Genomic DNA, 21,733 nt, shown 5'->3' with positions numbered 1-21,733 from the left:
AACGTTACATGTCAGACATTTTAATTGTTGACGATATGCCGGAAAACCTCCAAGTATTGCAGCTCATACTAAGAAAAGAAGGATATAAAGTATTGGCAGCACGAGGGGGGGACATTGCCTTAGGTATCGTTAAAAAGCATCAGCCTGAATTAATTATTACTGATATAAAAATGCCAAATATGTCGGGGATTGAGCTATGTAAAGTGCTTAAGTCCGACAATTCAACGGCGGCCATTCCCGTTATTTTTGTGAGTGCTTATGAAGACAGCGAGAGCTTGGTACAGGCATTCGAGGTCGGTGGAGTTGATTACATCACCAAACCCTATAAACCCGCTGAAATCATAGCCAGAGTAAACACCCAATTTAAGTTAATTGAAGCGCAAAAGTTAGCGGTAAAACAGCAGCTATCTAAAGCCATAAACCAAATGGTGATGGGGATTGCACACGAAATCAATACCCCGCTTGGTACCAGTATTACGTCCAACACCTTTTTAGAAGGCGTCATGCAAGAGCTACAAAGTGCACTTACCGCAGGTACGCTTACGCAGGATGGGTTGGTTACGGGGTTTGAACAGATCAAAGACAGTAGTGCGCTGTGCAGCCGTAATCTAGAAAAAGTGGCTAAGTTTGTCAGCTTATTAAAATCGGTCTCTCAGTCTGAGCGAGATAGCAGCTGTGCTGACGTTAAATTACAAGAAATAGAAACAAGACTGAAAAAAGATTTCTCAAAGCAAGACGTACAAATTCAGTTTGTTGGTAACATAACAACTGAAGTTTACGTGGATGGTCAAGCCCTGGTTGAGGTATTGAGCAACTTAGTTGAAAATTCCATTGCGCATGCCTGGATTGACCATGATCACCTTGCGACTATCACCTTCACGCACTCGGGTAACAATTTACATGTGAATTATACTGACAATGGAATAGGGCTTAGAGGAATTAGTACACAAGAGTTATTAAAACCATTTGTTACAACAAAAAGAGGTAATGCAGGCCATGTTGGGTTAAGCGCAAATTTAACTGCCAACTTGGTTTCAGGGGCACTCAATGGAGAGTTTAGCGTGAAAAATACACCGCAAGGATTGGAGTGGAATATCCAAATACCGATAGATGCCCCCGATAATGCTTGATCTGCATCAAAAGTCTCAGGTCCTATACATAAAAGCGGACATAAGTCCTTATATCATTTGTCCTAATTCAATAAGCTCGCTCGCTGTTAAAACGTAATCTTTAAAAAGTACTCTGCTAACCATGTAATTAGCTACACTTTTTGAAGAATTATCGACAACACGATCGTATAAGGGCTTTTTAGCCTTTGCTGTTGCTGTTTTGAGTGAGGCTTGTTAAATACAAGTTTACTGCTTAAAAACAACCCCCTAGGTTAACAGACCCGATAACATACGCCTTACCTTCTACTAGGTACGCAGTGTTGAGATGACACGGGAAGTGCGTTATTTACTCCAATGTGCAATTGAGTAAATAACCATGAATTACTAATAATTTTGGTGGAACCATTATGCAACAGTTACCTACCGTAGACTATCAATCGCCAAATGCTGCGAAAGAATTTGTAGAATCTTTAAGAAACACGGGTTTCGGTGTACTAAAAAATCACCCAATCCCACAAGAGTTGGTTGAATCAATCTACAAACATTGGCAAGAATTTTTTAATTCAGAAGAAAAACACGAATTCCTTTTCAATAAAGAAACCCAAGATGGTTACTTCCCACCAGAAGTCTCTGAAGTTGCGAAAGGTTTTACAGTCAAAGACATCAAAGAGTACTTTCACGTTTATCCAAAAGGTCGCGTACCAGCTCAATTAGAAGCAGAGATTCGTGAATATTACCGTTTAGCGAGCGAGTTTGCTCAAGAATTGCTAAGCTGGGTACAAGCTGAAGCGCCTGCAGATGTGAGAGCGAGATTCTCTATTGATCTTAAAGATATGATCAAAGAATCAGAGCAGACATTACTGCGTATTCTTCATTACCCACCAATGACAGGTGATGAAGAACCTGGTGCAATTCGCGCCGCAGCTCATGGTGATATCAATCTACTTACTGTATTGCCAGCGGCAAATGAGCCAGGCCTGCAAGTGCAAAGACAAGATGGCAGTTGGTTAGACGTACCATGCGACTTTGGTTCGTTGATTATTAACATTGGTGACATGCTGCAAGAGGCGTCGGGTGATTACTTCCCATCGACAATTCACCGTGTGATTAACCCTACGGGCAAAGCGTCGACGAAATCTCGTATTTCATTGCCGCTATTCTTACATCCAAGACCGGATGTTGTGTTGTCAGAGCGTTACACTGCAGATAGCTATTTGCAAGAGCGTTTAAGAGAACTTGGGGTTAAGTAATCTAGACTTACGATAGCGAATAACCTGAACGATAAGGTTAAATCGATAAAGCGACTTGATGTAATATTGAGTCGCTTTTTTATTATGTGTCTAACAATCCCTAATCTCTGTTAGTCCTTGTAATTTGACGATTATTGCAATTTTTCACTGACAATCCTCACAATCTGTGCAATATTAGTTTTTTTCAAAATGAAGAAATTTCTTGAAAAAATTAATGACAACGCTGTCATTTGTTGTGTAACATCAATTCAACATGAATGAAAAACCGTGTCCAACGAAAACAATAACGCGGTCTAATCCAGAACAAAGTAGGGGTCTTTACATGATGGCTAAACAGGTTAACCAAGACCAACTATACATCGGCGTCGATGGTGGTGGAACAAAATGCCGCGCTACAATTTATTCTCTTCAACATGGCGTTTTGGGTACGGGTCTAGGCGGTCCTGCGAATCCCTTACATGGTTTAGAGCGTACGCTTGAATCTATCATGGTGTCGACACAAATGGCGTTACAAGACGCGGGTCTTCGTGTTGAACAAGTACATGAGCTAAATGCAGGTCTTGGCCTTGCAGGTGTTAACTTACCCGCGCTCTATGACAAAATCATGCAATGGGAGCATCCCTTTAAACAAATGTTCCTTACCACAGACTTACACACCGCGTGTATTGGTGCTCATGAAGGTAGCGATGGTGCCGTGATTATTACGGGCACCGGCTCCTGTGGTTTTGCGTTAGTTGATGGTAAAACAGTGAACTATGGTGGTCATGGCTTTGCTCAAGGCGATATGGGCAGTGGCGCATGGATGGGATTAGAGGCGGTAAAAGCTGCATTACTCGATCTCGATGGCCTTGGCGAAAAAACGTCATTGAGCCAAGTATTACTAGAGCACTTCAGTGCGAAAGGGGCTATGGGTATTGCAGAGCAAATGGCGGGACAACCGTCTAGTGGTTATGCAAAGCTGGCTCGTTATGTATTAGAGCAAGCCAAGCTAAATGATGAAATTGCTCTTACTATCGTAAAGTCTGGTGCGGAATATATTAGTCGTTTAGCAAAGCGTTTACTTGAACTAAACCCACCTAGACTCTCTATGATCGGCGGATTATCAGAGCCGCTACAACCTTGGCTCGACCCAGAAGTTGCAAAGCAAGTCCAATTACCGAAACAACCTCCTGAAATGGGGGCAATTTACTTTGCAATTCAAAGTGCAGGTCAAGAATTAAAAAAGGCGAACTAATGACGACTCAATGTTATTTTGCTCCAGAATTTTTTGATGGTGAAAGTGTTAGAAAAGACGTTTACTTCGAAATAAACAACGGCCAAATTGGTTATATCAATGAGTCGCAAGCGACCAATGTATCTAAGTTATCGGGACTAGTTGCACCAGGCTTTATTGACGTACAAGTTAATGGTGGTGGCGGTGCATTTTTTAACGCCGAACAATCGACGGCATGCTTGGCGACTATGGTTAAAGCACATGGCCAATTTGGTTCCACGGGATCAATGCCAACCCTTATCACTGACAAAATTGAAGTGATGCAACAAGCGGCAGATGCAACAGCAGAAGCGATTGCTACTAAACAGCCCGGAGTGCTTGGGATCCATTTTGAAGGTCCACACTTATCTCATCCTAAAAAGGGTACGCATAGCGAAAAGTTCATTAGACCAATTTCAGAGCAAGAGTTTGCGGTTTACGCGCGTCAAGATTTAGGCATCAAAATGGTGACTTTAGCACCTGAAACTGTGCCACTTAGCGATATCGAACGCTTGATTTCACTGGGTGTGAAAGTGTGTATCGGTCATTCAAACGCGGACTATGACACTGCTAACGCTGCACTCAATGTTGGCGTTGACGGCTTTACGCACCTATTTAATGCAATGTCTGCGTTTACTTCTCGTGAGCCGGGCGTTGTCGGTGCCGCGCTTTGGAATGACAATAGCTGGTGTGGTTTGATTGTTGATGGCCATCACGTTCATCCATTGTCGGCACAGCTTGCGATTCGTACTAAGCAGCGCGGCAAAATGATGCTAGTGACGGATGCCATGCCTCCGGTTGGGACTGATGATACGGAGTTTGACTTTTTTGATGGCAGAAAAGTTATTCGTACCGGTGATCGGTTAAATTCAACAACCGGTGAGCTTGCTGGTAGTGTGTTGGATATGGCAAGTGCGGTGCGAAATACCGTCAATACGCTTAACGTGAGCTTAGCGGAAAGTTTGCGCATGGCCTCTCTTTACCCTGCGCAATATCTTGGCCTGTCTCAAAAGGGGCATCTAAGATCGGGTGCTGATGCTGATTTCGTGGTGCTCGACAGCGATTTGATTGTGAAACAAACCTATATTGGTGGTCAGTTGCTGTAACTGATTTGCAATCGAGTAGTGGACGGAAACGGCCGCTTAAGTTTCCCTGATAAAACCCCGCAGCAGTACCGCGGGGCTTTGTTTTTTAAGCTTAGCCGGTATTTGGTTAAGCATGGGTGGATTGACGACTCAGGAAGTTATTGTCGTGTGCGTTATTATGCAGTCGCGATTGCAACGCGCATCAAAACTAACCTTGAGGCAAATGGATTTGCTTGATTGAGCGATCCATAGTTAATGTTTTCACGCGGATAAATAACAATGACAACGAATAATAAGCCAAAGCGACTTGCGTCTTTAGATGCCTTACGCGGCATGGATATGTTCTGGATCTTAGGTGGCCAGTCTATTTTTGCGGCACTGTTTGTATTGACCGGATGGCAAGGGTGGAAGGCGTTCGAAGCGCACACGCTACACAGCCCTTGGCATGGCTTCACTTTTTATGATCTTATCTTTCCACTGTTTATCTTTTTATCGGGTGTGGCGATGGGCTTGTCACCTAAACGTATCGACCATCTGCCCTTTAATGAACGTAAACCGTTTTATCTCAAAGCACTGAAGCGCCTTTTGTTACTGTGTGCTTTTGGCGTGTTATACAACCATGGTTGGGGAACTGGGATCCCAATGGATCCTGACGGTGTTCGCTACGCCAGTGTATTAGGTCGCATTGCGTTTGCTTGGTTCTTTTGTGCTTTGCTGGTTTGGCATACGAGTTTGCGAACCTTGGCCTATGTGGGTGTAGGCATATTGATATTTTATTGGTTATTGCTTTGCTTTATCCCAGTTCCTGGTGGGCAAGCGGGGGACTTAAGTGCAAATGGTGTTGGTAGTTGGAATGCGTTCATTGACACGTATTTACTGCCAGGGATCAGTTATCAAAATCGTCCGGTTGACCCAGAAGGTGTGCTGTCAAGCTTACCTGCCATTGTAAATGCTATCGCAGGTGTATTTGCTGGTCGTGCTATTGCTAATGCACAAACGCAAGGAGAGTGGAAAACCGTTGGTATTTTGACAGGCTCTGGTGTACTCGTCTTAGCACTAGGTTGGCTTTGGGACATGCAATTTCCAGTTAATAAAGAACTGTGGACAAGCTCATTTGTGCTAGTAACCGTTGGCTGGAGTGCAATTCTACTTGCGGTATTTTACGCGATTGTAGATGTACTGAGTTTTCAGCGTTGGGCGTATCCATTTGTTATTATTGGGGCTAATTCCATTATTATTTATTTGGCGTCAAGCTTAGTGAATTGGACCTTTATTAGTAAGAGTGTATTCGGTGGCGTGATTGCCGCCGTGCCAACAGCGTGGCAGCCGTTAATTGCTGTTTTTGCGCTACTGGCGGTACAGCTTTTAGTGCTGCATTGGATGTATAAACGCCGTATTTTTGTAAGTGTATAATATTTACAAGCCTTCTTTCAAAAAGCCCACCGTTGTGGGCTTTTTAACACCTTTCGATTGCATAGAGTAAAAAATATCCATATTTTTTTTCACTTTTGCTTTACAAGCGAATTATTTCTGATAATAATGACAGCGTTGTCATAATGGTAATAACCTAATGTTGTGTATCCCAATTAGGTTCGATCTGACCTTGCTTTGATTGCACGCGAGGCAAGGCTCAGATCCCATTTTATTCTAATCATCTCAACATTTGGTTAATCGTATGCAAGTAGTCATTTTAAAAGACGCTGCCGAAGTGGCAGCATATGGTGCAGACATTTTTACAACGCAATTAAAGCGTAAAGCTAACTCTGTGTTGGGATTAGCGACGGGTTCAACACCGGTTGCTTTGTATCAAGAATTAATTAAGCGTAACCAAGCGAACGAAATCAGTTTTGCTGAGGTTACCAGCTTTAACCTAGATGAATATTTAGGCTTAGATGGCTCGCACCCACAAAGTTATCGTTACTTTATGCAGCAGCAGCTGTTTGACCATATCAACATTGATAAAAGTAACACGCACGTACCGCCGGGGGATGCAAAAAATCCAATTACGGCGTGCGGCGAGTATGAAGCGCGTATTAAATCTGCTGGTGGTATTGATGTACAGCTATTAGGTATTGGCAGAAATGGCCATATTGGCTTTAACGAGCCGTCTTCTGGCTTAACGTCACGCACTCGGGTTAAAACCCTAACGAAAGCGACGATTGATGATAATGCTCGTTTTTTTAAAGCTGATGAGTACCAACCTCACTTGTCAATCACAATGGGTATTGGCACGATTTTAGACGCTAAAAAAGTCGTGTTATTAGCGACGGGTGAAAATAAAGCCGATGCCGTTGTTGCTATGGTGGAAGGCCCGTTAACTGCGGCGTGTCCGGCTTCGGCACTACAAATGCATCGTGATGCTGTAATTGTCATCGATGAAGCTGCGGCATCTAAGCTAAAAGATATTGAATTCTATAAGCATATTGAAAACGAAAATCAAAAGCTGCTGGACTATCTTGCCTCTCTGTAGTGTGAAATCACACTGTAGTTTTCAAAAGCCCATTTATGGGCTTTTTTTTTGCCTGTACCTTTGTGCTATGGTAGCTTTAAGGTCTCGCCGAGGTGGATAAAATGTTCCAGAACACGAAGGAATAGGGGCTTGCTGTATTACACTCAAATGACGTTGGACAGAGCATCTAACGAAAGAAAAGATCAAAACTGGTTATTATCTCAAATGGGTGACAATAGTCGCTGGTTATTAATTCAAGACGACGCTAATTTAGTGCGTGCCCGAGATAATGAATTACATTATCTTTCTCGCACAGAAGTCGCTGATTTAGCACTCCAAGACGCGATATTCTTAGGTCGTGACGAAGCGCACAGCTATTTTGCGCTTGACGTCTCTAAACAACGAGACAAGCTTTCTTTTATTGACTCCGAGTCAGAATTCATCGACATGCGCCAAGTGGGTCGTAACTTACCAAAGCAACAAGGCTCAATTGGTGTGCTTGCACGAGGCTTATGCTACTGGCATAAAACCCATTGTTTTTGTGGACGTTGTGGGCAACCCAATAAAATGGTTGAGGCAGGTCACGCAAGACGTTGTGTTAACCCTGAATGTCGCCATATGACGTTTCCACGTACAGATCCCGCCGTTATCATGCTTGTCACTCATGTTTTCCCTGATGGCGTTGAACGCTGCTTGTTGGGCCGTCAGGCAATTTGGCCAGAAGGCGTATTTTCGACGCTGGCTGGGTTTGTTGACCCCGGCGAGTCGTTAGAGCAAGCCGTGATAAGGGAAGTGATGGAAGAGGCGGGTGTTGAAGCATACGACGCCACTTATATTGCCTCACAGCCTTGGCCGTTTCCGTCTTCACTTATGCTTGGATTTATCGCGAAGGCGAAAACCACAGAGATTTTTGTCGAGCAAGATGAGCTTGAGCAAGCTAAATGGTTTTCACGGGCGGAGCTTAATACATTTTCAGAGTGGGGCGATACAAAGCCCGGCTATAAACTCACCAGAGAAGACTCGATCTCCAGATATTTAGTTGAATACTGGCGTGCACAATCAGAAGAGTAATTATGAAAAAGCATACTAAAATCGTTGCTGCTGGAAGAAAAGCAGAATATACCAAAGGGGTAGTAAACCCAGTTGTTCAGCGCGCCTCTACCGTAGTTTTTGAGAGCGTTGCCGAAATGCAAGAAGCGATAAAAGGACGTGGACATCGCACTTTGTTTTACGGCCGCCGTGGCACCAATACCCATTTCGCCTTGCAAGATGCCATTACAGAGCTTGAAAATGGTGCGGGTTGCGCCTTGTATCCGTCAGGTGCTGCTGCTATCGCACAGTCACTACTGTCATTTTTAAAAGCAGGCGATCACTTGCTAATGGTGGATACTGCCTATGAACCAACCAGAGATTTGTGCGATAAGCTGTTAAAAGGCTATGGTATCGAAACCACTTATTATGACCCTATGGTTGGCGCTGGTATTGACGCGTTAATTCAAGACAATACCAAAGTGTTGTTCTTAGAGTCTCCAGGTTCAATCACCATGGAAGTTCAAGATGTGCCTGCGATGGTTGAAGTTGCAAAGCGCCGTGGCGTTATCACTATGCTTGATAATACGTGGGGTAATGGCTGGCAGTTTCGTCCGCTCGATCATGGTGTTGATATCAGCATTCAAGCGGCAACCAAGTATATTGTTGGGCATTCGGATGTCATGATGGGGGTTGCCGTTGCAAACGAGCGTTATTGGCCTGAGCTTAGAGAGCACTCGTATTTACTTGGTCAATGTACCTCTGCAGATGATGCCTATTTAGCACTACGTGGGTTACGTACTATGCCTGCGAGGTTAAAACAACATGAGCAGTCGGCAATGACAGTGGCGAAATGGCTCGAAGCGCATCCGCTCGTGGATCACGTTAGACATCCCGCTTTTGAGACTTGCCCAGGCCATGAATTCTTCAAGCGAGACTTTGATGGTAGTAATGGTTTATTTTCAATCGTAATGAAAGAAGGTAGCCAAAAGGCGATTAACCGCTTCTTAGATGCTTTATCCCATTTTAAAATGGGTTTCTCATGGGGCGGCTATGAAAGTTTAGTTACAGCCAATAAAACCATGGAGCATTTGCGATCAACCACAGGTTGGACATTGGGCCCCGTGATCCGCCTTCACATCGGTCTTGAAGACGTAGAAGACTTGATAGAAGATTTAGAACACGCACTTAAGGTCTACGAACAAAACCTCGGCAAATCTTAAAATTTCGGTTCTACTTATTGGTATGGGGTGCTTCATTTTTAACGAGGCTCCTCGGATTTATTGAGCCACAATAGCTGTTGGATCAAGACTGAAAACTGTAGAGAATAATACCAGTTTGGCGCAGTTTAAGCGTAAGGCACAGGGAACCTTTAGAGGGAGGTTATGTCTAAGAGACATATCATGAAAGTATTGAAAACTGAATTCAAGGAAAGGTGATGAAGTTAAACAGACTGATTATGTTACCGGTAATCTCACTCAGCGCTTGTGTAGTAATGCCTGTGCAAGACACTGCTCATACCAACAAGTGCGAGATTTCATCGGATAGAAAAACCCTAAAGATAGTCGATGTTGCAGATGAAACCAATACGTATTATTCCGTGAGTGGAATTATATTAACGCCGATACTCGTACCTACTACTGCTATTATTTCGGGAACTTATGTGCTGGCAAATAATGCCTATCGTCTAGGGGAAGAGACGATAAAATGCGAGAACAAATCTTAAAACCAACTACAAACTTATTTAACTGTTGCGTTGTGTGTTGGTTTAAGCACAGCGCAATGCTCCAAACCACTTGTGCGAGCTCCTTGGTTTGCTGAATTTTTACTTTTCTTAAGTATTTAGCCTTCAGCCTACAAATATCTCCTTTTTACATTTTTTCTAATGCACTGAAAAATTTAGATATTTTAATATCTTTAAGTTGTTTGCCATTTAGACTTAACTTTTTTCAAGCCGCTTTTACCACAAAGCGAAGCCGGTGTTATCCCAATACAACACCTTCAGCTTGTTCTTATTTTTATTATAAAACGCAAACATTAGGCCGCTCATTGCAGACTCAGTCAGTATTCTATGGCCTTGTGTTTAGGTGAAGTTTACTCTGTTCCTAGCCTTTTTAGCGGAAATTTCGTCAGGTGCTATTGCAAGTCAGTTAAAATTTTTATCCAGCGACTCCTCGTTCAGCATCGTGTACAGAGAGCCCACACCATCAAGTAACAATCAATACTCTTTAAACTTAAGTAAATATTTAAATATAAGTGTTGATTTTGGGTAAAGTTATTGTTAATTTTGGTTGGTGTTTAGCATTATAAAAGCAGTAATAACATTAAATTAAAGGAATAACGATTATGACAGCCGTCATTAGAGGGATCGGTGTATGTGTCCCACCAAATATTGTTACTAACGATGATATTTCAAAAACACTTGATACCAGCGACCTGTGGATTCGTGAACGGACGGGAATAGAGCGCCGGTACATGGTAGATGGCGAGATATCCACTATGGATCTCGCGATTAAAGCCGGGCTTAGGGCAATCGAATCGGCACAAACCAATAAAATAGACATGGTTATCGTTGCAACAACCTCTCCCGAAAGACTTTGCCCGGCAGTTGCTCCAGAAGTGGCTGACAAACTGGGGCTTAAAGGAGTCGCGGCCTACGATATCACGTCTGCTTGCGCCGGATTTGTTTATGGCATGGCAACCGCAAAGGGCTTTGTGGAAAGCGGCATTGCCGATACTGTTTTGCTTATTGGCGCGGAAGCATTTACAAAATTTGTTAATAAAGATGATAGAACCACTTGGCCAATTTTTGGCGATGGCGCAGGTGCTATGGTTATCGGCAAAGGAGAGCCAGATGAACTAGGTGCGATTGGTCAATTTGATCTTGGTGCTGATGGTTCTCTCAGCGATGCATTATGCACACATGCAGGGGGGGCAAGGCAAAGGGTTAAGGACTCCTTAGGGCAACACGCGCAAAGCCAAGCCTACTATCTCAGTATGAATGGCCGGGTCGTATATGAAAATGCAGTTTCACAAATGACCCAGTCTTCACTCAAAGCGGTCAGACAGAACGATTTGACCATCGAAGAGTTAGACTGGATGATCGGGCATCAAGCCAATATCAGAATTCTTCAAACAGTAGCGTATGAGTTAGACCTACCGGAATGTAAAGTAGCCAGCAACATTGCTGATCATGGCAATACGCTTACGGCTTCAATTCCATTGTTACTAAACGATTATGCACACAGCAACCAGCTAAAACCAGGTCAGAAACTTCTAATCACAGCATTTGGCGCAGGTTTCTCCTGGGGGTCAACGGTTGTGACCTGGCCAGATCTCAGAACCTATCCAAAAGAATGGAATTAATTTTCCAATCATTTTTTCATCAACAAAAAAACAAGCGAGGCAATTATGTTTTCACTAAACGAACTTAAAACGATCATTGAAACTAGATTCAAAATGGATGTATCTACAACTTCCGGAGATACTTCTCTCGAAGACATCGGTTTTGATTCTCTTTCTCAGCTGGATCTTGCTCAGGCGATCCATAAACAACACGGCATTAAAATTAGCGATGATGATATGGAGTCAATCTCAACGCTAGATGATGTTGTTAATTATGTCAGCGGGAAACTGTCATGAGCAATCAACCTGTGGTGATTACCGGTATGGGGATGATCACCCCTGCAGGTAACTCTGTTTCAGAAAACTGGGACAATATCATCAAAGGCGAAACCAAAGCGGCTTTAGACCCAAGTCTCAAAGATTGTCCGGTTAAATTAAGTTGCAGAGTCAACAATATCGATGAACTGGATATGGAAGTAGCCAAACCTTGGTTTTGGGACGACTATGCAAAGTTCGCCCAACTTGCCACTCTTGAAGCTCTGAGATCGGCGGGATTGGATCACAAAAATTGGGAAGACCCGACACGCGTAGCTGTTTTAATCGGCTCTGGCGCCGGTGGTACACAGACATTGGAGGCGCAACATCGCGCTATGTTAGAAGGTGATTATGAAGATTTATCTCCTCTGACATTGCCAATGGGGTTATTAAATATGGCTGCCGGGCAAGTTGCTATTGAGGTAAATGCGCTCGGACCGTGCTTTTCTCCCTGCAGTGCCTGCGCGTCAGGTGCTATGGCAATTGGACTAGCTAAATATCTAATTAACAACGACATTGCCGATGTGGTCATTGCGGGAGGAGCGGAAGCCGCCATTACTCCTTTCTATGTCTCGTCGTTTGCAAAAATGCGGACGTTGAGTTTAAACCCCGATCCTGCTACGGCTTCGCGCCCGTTTGACAAAGAGCGAAACGGGTTTGTTATTGGAGAGGGAGCCGGTGTTCTAATCTTAGAATCTCAGGCACATGCGAGCAAAAGAAATGCCCCTGTAGCTGGTCATTTATTAGGATATGGCTTTTCGGCCGATGCTCATCACGTAACAACGCCTCACCCTGAAGGCGAAGGCGCATTTTTGGCGATGCAAGCGGCACTAAAAGATGGGCAATGTCACCCCTCTGATGTTGGTTACGTTAATGCGCACGGGACATCAACTAAAGGCAATGATGTTATTGAAAGTGAAGCGATAAAAAGGCTATTTGGCTCACAAGTACCAGTTAGCTCAACAAAAGGAGTCACAGGTCACTTACTAGGCGCAGGTGGTGCTATTGAGGCTATTTATTGTCTCAAAGGGCTTCAAAGCGGCGTTATCCCCGCCAGTGCGAACTTGAAAGAGTTGGACCCAAATATCAATGTAAATGTAATTGCAGGTAACTCCATTGAGCGACAGTATCGCATAGCGCTATCAAATTCATTTGGTTTCGGAGGCCAAAACGCGGCGCTGTTGTTATCAAATTAATAAGGAAAATTATATGGAACTACAGACAAAAAAGGACTTGCTAGGCTTTATCTACAACCGAGCTTATGACTTGGATCATAAAGATCTGCAGGTTTTATTACGAGACAATATTTTCAAATACCAAAGTGGTCTTAATATGGCCGAGTTGGGTAAGCTATCTTATAAAAGAAGTGAATTTATACACTCTAAGATTGAATCTCCTCTTGAGGTACTGGCAAATCCCTCTAGGCTATTTGCCCTTGCTGAGTGGGCAGGTTTGCTTGATGTATCTTGCTTTTCAATCATCATGGTTCACTATAACCTAACTATGGGTACATTCTATGACCATGCATTACATAACCAAGCGACCGCTGCAGAATTAGAAGAATTAAATAACCTAAAATCTTTCGGGCCTTATATGGCCACTGAACTAGGGTATGGAAATAATGTTGCCGCATTAAAAACGGAAGCAATCTATGACCATGATGAAAAGTGCTTCTTTCTGAATACACCTGACTGCCTGGCACAAAAATACATGTCTTACAGCGGCTTTTCAGACATACCTAAAATAGCTGTTGTAATGGCAAGACTAAAAATTAAAGAGAAAGACCACGGTGTGTTTCCCTTTGTTGTTCGTCTTTGCGATGAAAACGGGTTACGTGACGGTATTCAGGCGATACCTTGCCCAGAAAAACCAGTGCAAGGTCTGGACAATGGCCTCACTTCGTTCCACAACCTGAGAGTCGAGCGAGATCACGCTTTAATGGGTGAGATCGCAGCTATCTCAGAAGATGGAGAATTTGTAGCCAATATTAAGAATGTACGAGCAAGATTTTTAAAATCTATGTCGCGCATCATGCCCGGTCGCCTTTGTGTTTCGAGTGCTGCGCTTGGAGCAGGCAAAGCGAGCTGTTACATTGCCTTGAAATTTGCTCAATATCGTTTATCTAATGCGCCTGGTGCTAGCGATACTGCAATTATACATTTCCGACCATTCCAGCGAGCGTTGTTTGTTAACTTGAGTAAAGTGTATGCCATGTCTGCATTAACAAACGATGGCAAGACTAAATTCCTCGATGGCGATGGCAAAGTAGATAACGACTTAACAACTCAAATTAATATCACTAAAGCCATTGTAACCTGGGAAATGGCTGATGTTGTCTCAAACTGCCGAGAACGAGTTGGCGCTCAGGGGATATTCTCTATAAATAAAATCACTGAATATATTTCCTTGCTGCAAGGCCTAGTAACGGCTGAAGGTGATAACCAAGTCCTAATTGCCACTGCGGCTGGGCAACTTGTCAATCAGTCTCCTGCGGCTCTTATCCATACAGGTGATGAGCACCTGAGTGAACTGTCTGTAGAGAATATCATTACATTGTTAAACGCGAGAGAAAGCCACTTACATAAGAGCATTTCAGAGAATAAGATAAACTCAGCAGGTAGTTTCTTTGATGAGTGGAATGACAACGCAAATGATTCTATTAAGTTAGCCCGTCTGAGAGGCCATCGATTAGCGCTGCAAGCTCAGGCGAAATGGCAATGTGAGTCTTCTGTAGCCCAATCACATTTGGAAACTTTAGGTCGCTTGTTTGGGTTATCACTTCTAAAAGAAGATTCAGCCTGGTATTGCAGTTGTGGTCTAGTCCAGTGTGAGCTGATTCATGGCTTGGACAGAGAAATCGACAGGCTTTGCCTGCTCCTCGAGCCTCATATCAACACACTCATTGACGCGTTTGGCTATGACGAAGCACTTTTTGATGCTCCCATTTGCTTCCCTGATTATGGCGAACAGTTTACGGCTAGATCCGAACGTATGAATAGCGAAGGAAAGCGTTATGAATAAGCACTTATATAAATGCCCCGTGAGATGGTCTGATATGGATGTCTATGGTGTAGTAAATAATGTATCAATCATGCGTTTGCTCGAAGAGGCTAGAGTTGATTTTATTTGGGGGATTTCAAAAAAAAATGGCGATGCATTTTTCGATCAAGGCTCGGTAGTTGTGTCTCATTCTGTTAGATATCATGCTCCATTGGTTCACAAGCATGAGCCCGTGAACATTACAATGTGGGTAAGTGACATATCCGCAGCGACAGTAACCATTGCATATACCGTGCATGATGGCGATCGGCTTTGCACTTCAGCTGAAACAACTATGGCACCTTATTGCTATAAAAAGTCACGGCCCCGGTCTTTAAGTGCAGCAGAAAGTGCATTTTTCGAGACCTACCTTCATCAGGATAGTGGTGTTACTTTATGAAGTTAGCAACCATTTTAAGCAAGGGTAGTCGCTACCCTTGCTTAGTTGACTGCAATGGTGATTTAAGAGATGTGTCGAGCATTATCAGTTCTTGGTATGATACAGCGCTGTCACTTAGCGCACTCAACACCTTAATTTCCGATGTTAACTTAACCTTATTACCTAAGTTTAATGACCAGGAAGTTCAGTTTCTAGCGCCAATACAGCCAAAACAGATCATTTCTATAGGGCTAAATTATAGAAAGCATGCTCAGGTAGCGGGCCTTTCTTTACCAAAGGAGCCCATTATTTCTTGCAAATCAATTGGCTCTGTATGTGGGCCGACAGACCCAGTGTTAATCCCTACGCACGCCAACCACGTCGACTGGGAAGTTGAACTCGGCGTTGTCATCGGCGAAACCTGCCAATTATTGGAGTCAGAGCAACAAGCACACAACTCGATATTAGGGTACTGTGTCGCCAATGACTTCTCAGATAGACAATGGCTACTTGAACGTGAAGGTGAATGGGTAAAAGGCAAATCTTTTCAAAGTTTTTGTCCTCTAGGACCATACGTTGTGACTGCTGATTCCTTCTCTTACCCTCTGGACCTAACGTTAACTTGTTACGTTAATGGGGTCTTGAGACAAAATGGAAGTACGACAGACATGGTCTTTACACCTGCCTTTTTAGTGCATTATGTCAGCCAGTTTATGACCTTGTACCCAGGTGATGTAATACTGACGGGAAGCCCGGATGGTATATCCCTTGGAAATGACAATATACCCTACCTCAAGCCCGGAGACCGCGTTACAACACACATCAGTCAGCTAGGTTATCAAGAGCAACTTTGTCAACGTTACCCACAAAGTGAGGACATTCTAAATGAAGAATACACCATCTGACTTTGGTCTGACGATGACGCCCCATATGGTCACAATAGATTGGCATGAAGCTAACGGCTGGGGCGATATTCATCTTCAGAAATATCATGACCTGTCTCTGGCGCCACATTCTCAGTGCTTTCATTATGCTCAAGGTGTATTTGAAGGGTTAAAAGCATTTAGGCAAGCAAACAACGATGCGGCATTGTTTAGAGCTTATGATCATGCTCGTCGTTTTCAATCTTCATGTGAGCGCTTAGCCATCCCTGTGTTAGGTGAAGATGTGTTTGTTGATGCGTTGCTTACGCTGCTTAAAGCAGATCTTCAATACCTTCCTGATATAAGGGAGGGTACGCTTTATTTCAGACCTTTCATAATCGCAACTGAGCCTTCATTAGGCTTCTATGGTCGAGCTAAGAGCTTCAAGTTTATTGTTATCGCGTGTCCTATGAGCAACTATTTTAGCTCAACCAACGCCATTAACATTATGGTTGAGTCCAATTACAGTCGTTCAGCTAAAGGTGGAACTGGTGCTGTTAAAGCGATTGGTAATTATGCCGGAACCATCCTCTCTCAGCAGCAGGCCAAAGAACAGAACTATCACCAGGTTCTGTGGTTAGATGCCAACCACAACAAGTATATAGAGGAGTTAAGCTCCTCAAATATTTTCTTTGTTTATAAAGACAAAGTTATAACACCTCGCCTAAGTGGCTCGATTCTACCGGGGATTACCAGAGATACCACCATCAGTCTTATACAGCAAAATAACTTTACCGTTGAAGAGTCAAGCATTGAGCTGCAACAACTTATTAATGATTGGTATAACGGCGATCTGTTAGAAGTCTTTGTTACAGGTACCACCGCGGGTATCACCTCAGTTAAAAAAATTGATTATTTACAGCACAGCCTTAATTTTGAACAGTATTTGACCGCGCAAACACTCGCTCAGAAGTTATCAGATATTCAAATATCAAAAACACAAAATAATCAATCATGGCTAACCAATCTGAATTGTCATAAAAAATAAAACAATTAATTTCAAGGAATTAGATATGCATAACAACATTGAAAAAAAAGCGGCTTTCGTATCGGGAGGCGCCAGAGGTATAGGACGAGAAATCGTTCGTCACCTTGTCGCACATAATTATAATGTCACATTCACCTATCGAAATAACCGAGAAGCCGCAGAGTCACTAATTCAGGAATGTGATGGTTCTGTGCTCGGTGTACTTAGTAATGCAGCAGATAAAGATAGCATTTGTCTGGCAATTGAGAAGCACATTACGCAATTTGGAAGATTAGATTATTTGATAAACAATGCGGGTATAAACAGAGATAAGGCTTTTAAATCCCTATCTTACGAAGACTGGCAACAAGTTATAGATACTAACCTATCAGGTACCTTTTTACACTGCCAACAGGCAATCAAATACCTTATAGAAACACAAGGAAGCATTATTAACATTGCGTCTGTATCTGGCTTAATAGGCGTAGCAGGCCAGGCAAATTATGCCGCTAGTAAAGCTGGCATATTGGGTCTCACTCGTTCACTTGCCAAAGAGTATGCAAGCAGAGGTGTTAATGTTAATGCTCTAGCCCCTGGTTTTATCGTAACGGATATGACAGATAAACTGCACGAGCGAGTAAAGGAGCAAGTACTAGGCTCGATCCCGATGAAGCGATTTGGCAGTGCAAAAGATATTGCAGAAATTGTCACTTTCTTAGGCTCAAACTCTTGTAACTATATGACAGGGCAAGTTATTCCTGTTGACGGTGGACTTTCAGTTTAAAAAGGAAAGATGATGGTAAGTCAAAATGCATTAACGGTATTTGAAGCACTAAAAAATCTTGGTGTCGACTGTTCTATGGATGAGGATCAATGCGTCAAGCATGGACAAGATCAGTCACCTATTTCTACCGTGATTTCTCCTGATATAGTCGTGTACCCGAAGCATACTCAGCATGTGATGGACATTGTATCTATCGCTAATCAAATGAAAATGCCGATTGTACCTTTCGGAGCTGGTACCTCTGTTGAGGGTCACGTGCTACCAATTCATGGGGGGATTGCCATGAATATGACACACATGAACCAGATTCTCGAAATTTCTCCTGAGTCTCTTACAGCAAAAGTGCAACCAGGCGTTACCAGAAAGCAGCTTGATCAGGCACTTGCTGCATATAATTTATGTTTTCCAATTGGTCCAGGAGTGAATGCGACGCTAGGTGGGATGTGCTCAACCGGTGCCAGTGGTACCAATGCTGTTAAGTATGGAACAATGAAAGAAAACGTGCTCGGGCTTGAAGTTATTACAAGCGAAGGAAAGCTTGCTAAAACAGGCACCAAAGCGAGAAAAACAAGTGCAGGTTATGACTTGACTAGATTGATGATCGGCAGTGAGGGAACGTTGGGTGTATTCACCGAAATTACGCTGAAGCTTTACCCGGTACCAGAGCAAATATCAGTGGCCATTTGTTCTTTTGAAAGTATCTCTGACGCAGTCAACTCTGTTATTAGTATAATTCAGAATAGTATTCCTATTGCGCGAGTAGAGCTGATGGATGGCCATACTGTTTCTTTAGTGAATGACTATAGCCAACTTGAACTATCTGAAATTCCAAAGTTAATCTTGGAGTTTCATGGATCGTCGCAGTATATCAGTGAACAAGTTGAGAGAGTAAATTCAATCGTATCTCAGTTTGGTGGTTCCGAGTTTAATTGGGCAACTGAAAAAGAAGAAAGAAACAAACTATGGCAGGCAAGACACGATACCTATTATGCCGCTATCGCCTCAAAAGAGAACGCTCGTTCGATTAGCACTGATACATGTGTTCCAATAGATAAATTGGCTGATTGCTTACTTGAATCGATTAATGAGGTTAACGACTCAGGTCTCCCTTATTTCCTTGTGGGGCATGTTGGAGATGGTAACTTTCATTTCGGATACTTGATTGACCCAGATATTGAAGCAGAGAGGCAAACTGCTGAAGCATTAAATTCCAGACTCATCGAACGTGCGATTAAGTTTGAAGGGACTTGTACAGGTGAGCATGGTGTTGGAATGAGAAAAATGCACTATCTGGAACAGGAATTGGGGTCCGAGTCCATTAGCCTTATGCAAAAAATTAAACAAGCACTAGACCCTAATAATATCCTCAACCCGGGAAAAGTGGTGCTGCTGAATTCAGTACAGGAAGACATCGAAGGTTAAGTATGCACACATTAATAAGTACACCATTTGATGAATTACACCTAGGTAAAAAGGTCACTTTATATAAAAAAGTTACTGAATCTGATGTCGAACTGTTTGCACAAGTATCTGGCGATTGTAACCCGCTTCATCTTGATGAAGTGTTCGCTCAACAAAGCGTTTTTAAAACTAGAGTTGCTCATGGCATGCTAAGTGGCGCGTTGATAAGTGCCGCGCTAGCGATGGCAATGCCCGGACCTGGGAGTATTTATCTTGGTCAGGATCTAGCATTTTTGGGCGCGGTAAAGATTGATGAAGTTATACGTATAGAGCTTACAGTGCGAGAGAAAATAGGGATCAACAAAGTTCGTATCGAAACTAACATTTTCAATAGTGACAACAGGAAAGTGGTTGCAGGAAATGCTCAGTCTTATGTCAGTTCAGATCAACACTCTATTGAAGTGAAAGCCTTTCCATTTTCTTATATTGGTATAGTCTAATAGAAATGTCTTAACCGCAGGTTCAATAACACTGAAAAAGGAGTGAGTTAGAATGCAAAAACAGGAAGGTTTTAGAGGAAACCTCGAAATGATTGCTTCAATGACCATTGCAGGGACCATAGGCTGGTTCGTTGTGATGTCAGAACAATCACCGGAAACGGCAGTTTTCTGGCGTTGTTTATTTGGGGCCACTTTCATGCTTTTAGTTTGTTTGTATAAGGGCATTTTTAAACAAGTTAAACTCAATAAACCGTCACTCATATTACTAACAGTTGGCGGTGTGGCTTTATCACTCAACTGGCTGTTTTTATTCAAATCCTTTTCGCTATCATCCATTGCAATTGCTACGATTACTTATCATATTGAACCGTTTATACTTGTCTTGCTTGGCGCTATCTTTTTTAAAGAGCATATTTCTACGGACAAAGTGTTGTGGCTAATATGTGCTTTCTTAGGAACCATATTTATTATTGTGGGAAAACAAGAAGGAGGGGCGGCGCTCACTGATAAAGACACTTACTTACAAGGTGTATTTTATGCGGTAATAGCCGCGTCCTTCTATGCGATTGCGGCTATCACGGCCAAAAAGCTGAAGCATATCCCACCTCATATTATTGTGGCATTTCAACTTTTTATTGGTATTTTTGTGCTTCTTCCATTTACTCCTTTGGGAGATATTTCTGCCATTTCAGCTGTATCTTGGTCTTTTTTAGTTACGATAGGGATTATTCATACCGGGCTGATGTGTTTACTATTATATAGTGCCATTCAGAAAATACCGACCGCTTTGGTAGGAGCGTTGTCTTTCATCTATCCGGTCGTTGCGGTTATCGTTGACTGGGCGGCATTCGATACACGCTTGACGTTACTACAATTCGCTGGTGCCAGTGCAATTTTGATAGGGGCGGCTGGTGTCAATCTAAACTGGCGGATCACAAAGAAAAAGTTAAAAGAAAATCGGAATGAGCTCGTTTAGCTCAAAATAACCTGTATTAAACCAGGCAGTCGGCTTTTCAAAGCACACTGTCTGGTCTGTACTCATTCATTTTAAGCCCCCATAAAAATACTAGATAGAACTCACAGAGCATTTTCTGATTTTTGAATATGGGTCTAGACCAGGCCTCACAGGCGGCTTAGAGCAAACTAGAGGGTCGTCAATGTCACTTTCATTCTACAAAGCGGCCGTTCAGCCAACTCATTCCTGCCCAAAACAAGCTAGAAAATTTTGCTCAAGGGGTTAACTGCTTGATTAGGGCTGCTTTATAAAATCAAGTAGTTAACCTAATTAATTGTTCAGGCTAGCGGCCTCTTTATGCGTAAAAAATATAATTGCTTATTAAGGCAAATTTAGGTGTAATGAATACATAATAAGCGCTGAGCAATGCAGGGAAAGCTTAATAACGCTAGCTAAACTGATAACACTAGCTAGGAAAGTGAGAGCCTCCAAAAAGCGATTATGCAACACAAACTGCGTGTCGCATAAATACTAAAATGTTATGTGTTCTAGCGAGGATTGAGATGTCTGGAAGTTACCCTGCAAAAATAAAGAAATTACCTCTCTACGATGGTCGTTTTGATGCTTACAAGCTAGAGGCTAAAGATAGCGATGTTTTGTTCGCCTCATATCCTGCGGGAACTGAAATTCCACTACATACACATGATACTGACAACTATGGTGTAATAACTAAGGGCGAGTTGATTCTAACTATGGGTGGAAAAACTGAGAAAATAGGGCTCGGGCAGTGGTATCACGTTCCTGCCCACGTCGAACATTCAGCTCGGTTCGAAGTAGAAACAGATGAAATTGAATTCTGGTTTACAAAGAACACCTAACACATATGAACCTTATCCGGTCAAGTAAGCATAACGATTCTTTTTAGCTGCTTTTAAGCAGCTAATTTGTATT

At 42.8% G+C, this 21,733-nt stretch carries 22 protein-coding genes; 21 read left to right on the top strand and 1 reads right to left on the bottom strand.

Going from position 1 to position 21,733, the window contains the following annotated elements:
- Positions 1-8: 8 nt before the first annotated feature.
- The 9 genes from EXT47_RS09765 (at position 9) to EXT47_RS09725 (ending at position 9,900) form a co-directional block, all read left to right on the top strand.
- Positions 9-1,130, top strand: coding sequence for a hybrid sensor histidine kinase/response regulator (locus tag EXT47_RS09765; RefSeq protein WP_130126496.1), 1,122 nt, complete (start codon positions 9-11; stop codon positions 1,128-1,130).
- 386 nt (positions 1,131-1,516) lie between these two features.
- Complete coding sequence (locus tag EXT47_RS09760; RefSeq protein WP_017219251.1) at positions 1,517-2,359, top strand: isopenicillin N synthase family oxygenase; 843 nt, start codon at positions 1,517-1,519, stop codon at positions 2,357-2,359.
- Positions 2,360-2,681: 322 nt separating this feature from the next.
- Entirely contained in the window at positions 2,682-3,593 is a 912-nt protein-coding gene (gene nagK, locus EXT47_RS09755) for an N-acetylglucosamine kinase (RefSeq protein WP_102056609.1), read from the top strand.
- On the top strand, positions 3,593-4,717 hold the full coding sequence (nagA, locus tag EXT47_RS09750) for an N-acetylglucosamine-6-phosphate deacetylase (RefSeq protein ID WP_130126495.1): 1,125 nt from the start codon (positions 3,593-3,595) through the stop codon (positions 4,715-4,717). The genes nagK and nagA overlap by 1 nt, the downstream gene beginning before the upstream one ends.
- A 258-nt stretch (positions 4,718-4,975) precedes the next feature.
- Positions 4,976-6,109 carry a transmembrane glucosamine N-acetyltransferase NagX gene (nagX, locus tag EXT47_RS09745; RefSeq protein ID WP_039495556.1) on the top strand — a complete coding sequence of 378 codons (1,134 nt, stop codon included), beginning with the start codon at positions 4,976-4,978 and terminating at the stop codon, positions 6,107-6,109.
- Between the two features lie 262 nt (positions 6,110-6,371).
- Positions 6,372-7,166, top strand: coding sequence for a glucosamine-6-phosphate deaminase (gene nagB / locus EXT47_RS09740; protein WP_045988699.1), 795 nt, complete (start codon positions 6,372-6,374; stop codon positions 7,164-7,166).
- Between the two features lie 147 nt (positions 7,167-7,313).
- Positions 7,314-8,216 carry an NAD(+) diphosphatase gene (gene nudC / locus EXT47_RS09735; protein WP_095727883.1) on the top strand — a complete coding sequence of 301 codons (903 nt, stop codon included), beginning with the start codon at positions 7,314-7,316 and terminating at the stop codon, positions 8,214-8,216.
- Positions 8,217-8,218: 2 nt separating this feature from the next.
- Complete coding sequence (locus tag EXT47_RS09730; protein ID WP_039495559.1) at positions 8,219-9,397, top strand: cystathionine beta-lyase; 1,179 nt, start codon at positions 8,219-8,221, stop codon at positions 9,395-9,397.
- A 215-nt stretch (positions 9,398-9,612) separates the two neighbouring features.
- Positions 9,613-9,900, top strand: coding sequence for a hypothetical protein (locus EXT47_RS09725; RefSeq protein WP_039495561.1), 288 nt, complete (start codon positions 9,613-9,615; stop codon positions 9,898-9,900).
- 234 nt (positions 9,901-10,134) lie between these two features.
- Here EXT47_RS09725 and tnpB read toward each other — a convergent pair whose 3' ends face one another.
- On the bottom strand, positions 10,135-10,239 hold the full coding sequence (gene tnpB / locus EXT47_RS24285) for an IS66 family insertion sequence element accessory protein TnpB (protein ID WP_368773515.1): 105 nt from the start codon (positions 10,237-10,239) through the stop codon (positions 10,135-10,137).
- A gap of 281 nt (positions 10,240-10,520) precedes the next feature.
- On the opposite strand from tnpB, the gene EXT47_RS09715 reads away from it, so the two are divergent.
- From EXT47_RS09715 to EXT47_RS09660, 12 genes are all read left to right on the top strand, one after another.
- Positions 10,521-11,540, top strand: a complete 1,020-nt coding sequence (locus tag EXT47_RS09715; protein WP_017219258.1) for a beta-ketoacyl-ACP synthase III — start codon at positions 10,521-10,523, stop codon at positions 11,538-11,540.
- A gap of 45 nt (positions 11,541-11,585) precedes the next feature.
- Positions 11,586-11,816 (top strand): acyl carrier protein, encoded by a 231-nt coding sequence (locus EXT47_RS09710; protein WP_052258289.1) that lies wholly within the window; start codon positions 11,586-11,588, stop codon positions 11,814-11,816.
- The gene (locus EXT47_RS09705) at positions 11,813-13,030 is read left to right on the top strand and encodes a beta-ketoacyl synthase (RefSeq protein WP_130126494.1); all 1,218 of its coding nucleotides are present in this window, start codon (positions 11,813-11,815) and stop codon (positions 13,028-13,030) included. The genes EXT47_RS09710 and EXT47_RS09705 overlap by 4 nt, the downstream gene beginning before the upstream one ends.
- Before the next feature lie 13 nt (positions 13,031-13,043).
- Positions 13,044-14,855, top strand: a complete 1,812-nt coding sequence (locus EXT47_RS09700; protein ID WP_052258291.1) for an acyl-CoA dehydrogenase — start codon at positions 13,044-13,046, stop codon at positions 14,853-14,855.
- Positions 14,848-15,273 carry a thioesterase family protein gene (locus EXT47_RS09695; protein ID WP_039495564.1) on the top strand — a complete coding sequence of 142 codons (426 nt, stop codon included), beginning with the start codon at positions 14,848-14,850 and terminating at the stop codon, positions 15,271-15,273. Before EXT47_RS09700 ends, EXT47_RS09695 begins: the two co-directional genes overlap by 8 nt.
- Positions 15,270-16,157 carry a fumarylacetoacetate hydrolase family protein gene (locus tag EXT47_RS09690; protein ID WP_039495565.1) on the top strand — a complete coding sequence of 296 codons (888 nt, stop codon included), beginning with the start codon at positions 15,270-15,272 and terminating at the stop codon, positions 16,155-16,157. Before EXT47_RS09695 ends, EXT47_RS09690 begins: the two co-directional genes overlap by 4 nt.
- Positions 16,138-17,163, top strand: coding sequence for a branched-chain amino acid aminotransferase (locus EXT47_RS09685; RefSeq protein ID WP_017219264.1), 1,026 nt, complete (start codon positions 16,138-16,140; stop codon positions 17,161-17,163). The genes EXT47_RS09690 and EXT47_RS09685 overlap by 20 nt, the downstream gene beginning before the upstream one ends.
- Positions 17,164-17,188: 25 nt before the next feature.
- Entirely contained in the window at positions 17,189-17,926 is a 738-nt protein-coding gene (gene fabG / locus EXT47_RS09680; protein ID WP_039495566.1) for a 3-oxoacyl-ACP reductase FabG, read from the top strand.
- 9 nt (positions 17,927-17,935) lie between these two features.
- Positions 17,936-19,348 (top strand): FAD-binding oxidoreductase, encoded by a 1,413-nt coding sequence (locus EXT47_RS09675; protein ID WP_026001087.1) that lies wholly within the window; start codon positions 17,936-17,938, stop codon positions 19,346-19,348.
- Between the two features lie 2 nt (positions 19,349-19,350).
- A complete protein-coding gene (locus EXT47_RS09670; RefSeq protein WP_017219267.1) occupies positions 19,351-19,827 on the top strand; it encodes a MaoC family dehydratase in 477 nt (158 codons plus the stop codon).
- A gap of 52 nt (positions 19,828-19,879) precedes the next feature.
- Positions 19,880-20,803 (top strand): DMT family transporter, encoded by a 924-nt coding sequence (locus EXT47_RS09665; RefSeq protein ID WP_039495567.1) that lies wholly within the window; start codon positions 19,880-19,882, stop codon positions 20,801-20,803.
- Positions 20,804-21,345: 542 nt separating this feature from the next.
- Complete coding sequence (locus tag EXT47_RS09660) at positions 21,346-21,660, top strand: cupin domain-containing protein (RefSeq protein ID WP_039495568.1); 315 nt, start codon at positions 21,346-21,348, stop codon at positions 21,658-21,660.
- The last annotated feature ends 73 nt before the right edge of the window (positions 21,661-21,733 follow it).

The organism is Pseudoalteromonas sp. CO342X, from assembly GCF_004208915.1.
In the GTDB taxonomy this organism is placed as follows: Bacteria; Pseudomonadota; Gammaproteobacteria; order Enterobacterales; family Alteromonadaceae; genus Pseudoalteromonas; species Pseudoalteromonas maricaloris.
Note: the sequence above shows the minus strand (reverse complement) of the source record. Positions and strands in the feature narration are given on the sequence as shown.

Coding starts and splice junctions, on each gene's coding strand:
- EXT47_RS09765 (WP_130126496.1), top strand. CDS start 9: ATGTCAGACATTTTAATTGTTGACGATATGCCGGAAAACCTCCAAGTA.
- EXT47_RS09760 (WP_017219251.1), top strand. CDS start 1,517: ATGCAACAGTTACCTACCGTAGACTATCAATCGCCAAATGCTGCGAAA.
- nagK (WP_102056609.1), top strand. CDS start 2,682: ATGATGGCTAAACAGGTTAACCAAGACCAACTATACATCGGCGTCGAT.
- nagA (WP_130126495.1), top strand. CDS start 3,593: ATGACGACTCAATGTTATTTTGCTCCAGAATTTTTTGATGGTGAAAGT.
- nagX (WP_039495556.1), top strand. CDS start 4,976: ATGACAACGAATAATAAGCCAAAGCGACTTGCGTCTTTAGATGCCTTA.
- nagB (WP_045988699.1), top strand. CDS start 6,372: ATGCAAGTAGTCATTTTAAAAGACGCTGCCGAAGTGGCAGCATATGGT.
- nudC (WP_095727883.1), top strand. CDS start 7,314: ATGACGTTGGACAGAGCATCTAACGAAAGAAAAGATCAAAACTGGTTA.
- EXT47_RS09730 (WP_039495559.1), top strand. CDS start 8,219: ATGAAAAAGCATACTAAAATCGTTGCTGCTGGAAGAAAAGCAGAATAT.
- EXT47_RS09725 (WP_039495561.1), top strand. CDS start 9,613: ATGAAGTTAAACAGACTGATTATGTTACCGGTAATCTCACTCAGCGCT.
- EXT47_RS09715 (WP_017219258.1), top strand. CDS start 10,521: ATGACAGCCGTCATTAGAGGGATCGGTGTATGTGTCCCACCAAATATT.
- EXT47_RS09710 (WP_052258289.1), top strand. CDS start 11,586: ATGTTTTCACTAAACGAACTTAAAACGATCATTGAAACTAGATTCAAA.
- EXT47_RS09705 (WP_130126494.1), top strand. CDS start 11,813: ATGAGCAATCAACCTGTGGTGATTACCGGTATGGGGATGATCACCCCT.
- EXT47_RS09700 (WP_052258291.1), top strand. CDS start 13,044: ATGGAACTACAGACAAAAAAGGACTTGCTAGGCTTTATCTACAACCGA.
- EXT47_RS09695 (WP_039495564.1), top strand. CDS start 14,848: ATGAATAAGCACTTATATAAATGCCCCGTGAGATGGTCTGATATGGAT.
- EXT47_RS09690 (WP_039495565.1), top strand. CDS start 15,270: ATGAAGTTAGCAACCATTTTAAGCAAGGGTAGTCGCTACCCTTGCTTA.
- EXT47_RS09685 (WP_017219264.1), top strand. CDS start 16,138: ATGAAGAATACACCATCTGACTTTGGTCTGACGATGACGCCCCATATG.
- fabG (WP_039495566.1), top strand. CDS start 17,189: ATGCATAACAACATTGAAAAAAAAGCGGCTTTCGTATCGGGAGGCGCC.
- EXT47_RS09675 (WP_026001087.1), top strand. CDS start 17,936: ATGATGGTAAGTCAAAATGCATTAACGGTATTTGAAGCACTAAAAAAT.
- EXT47_RS09670 (WP_017219267.1), top strand. CDS start 19,351: ATGCACACATTAATAAGTACACCATTTGATGAATTACACCTAGGTAAA.
- EXT47_RS09665 (WP_039495567.1), top strand. CDS start 19,880: ATGCAAAAACAGGAAGGTTTTAGAGGAAACCTCGAAATGATTGCTTCA.
- EXT47_RS09660 (WP_039495568.1), top strand. CDS start 21,346: ATGTCTGGAAGTTACCCTGCAAAAATAAAGAAATTACCTCTCTACGAT.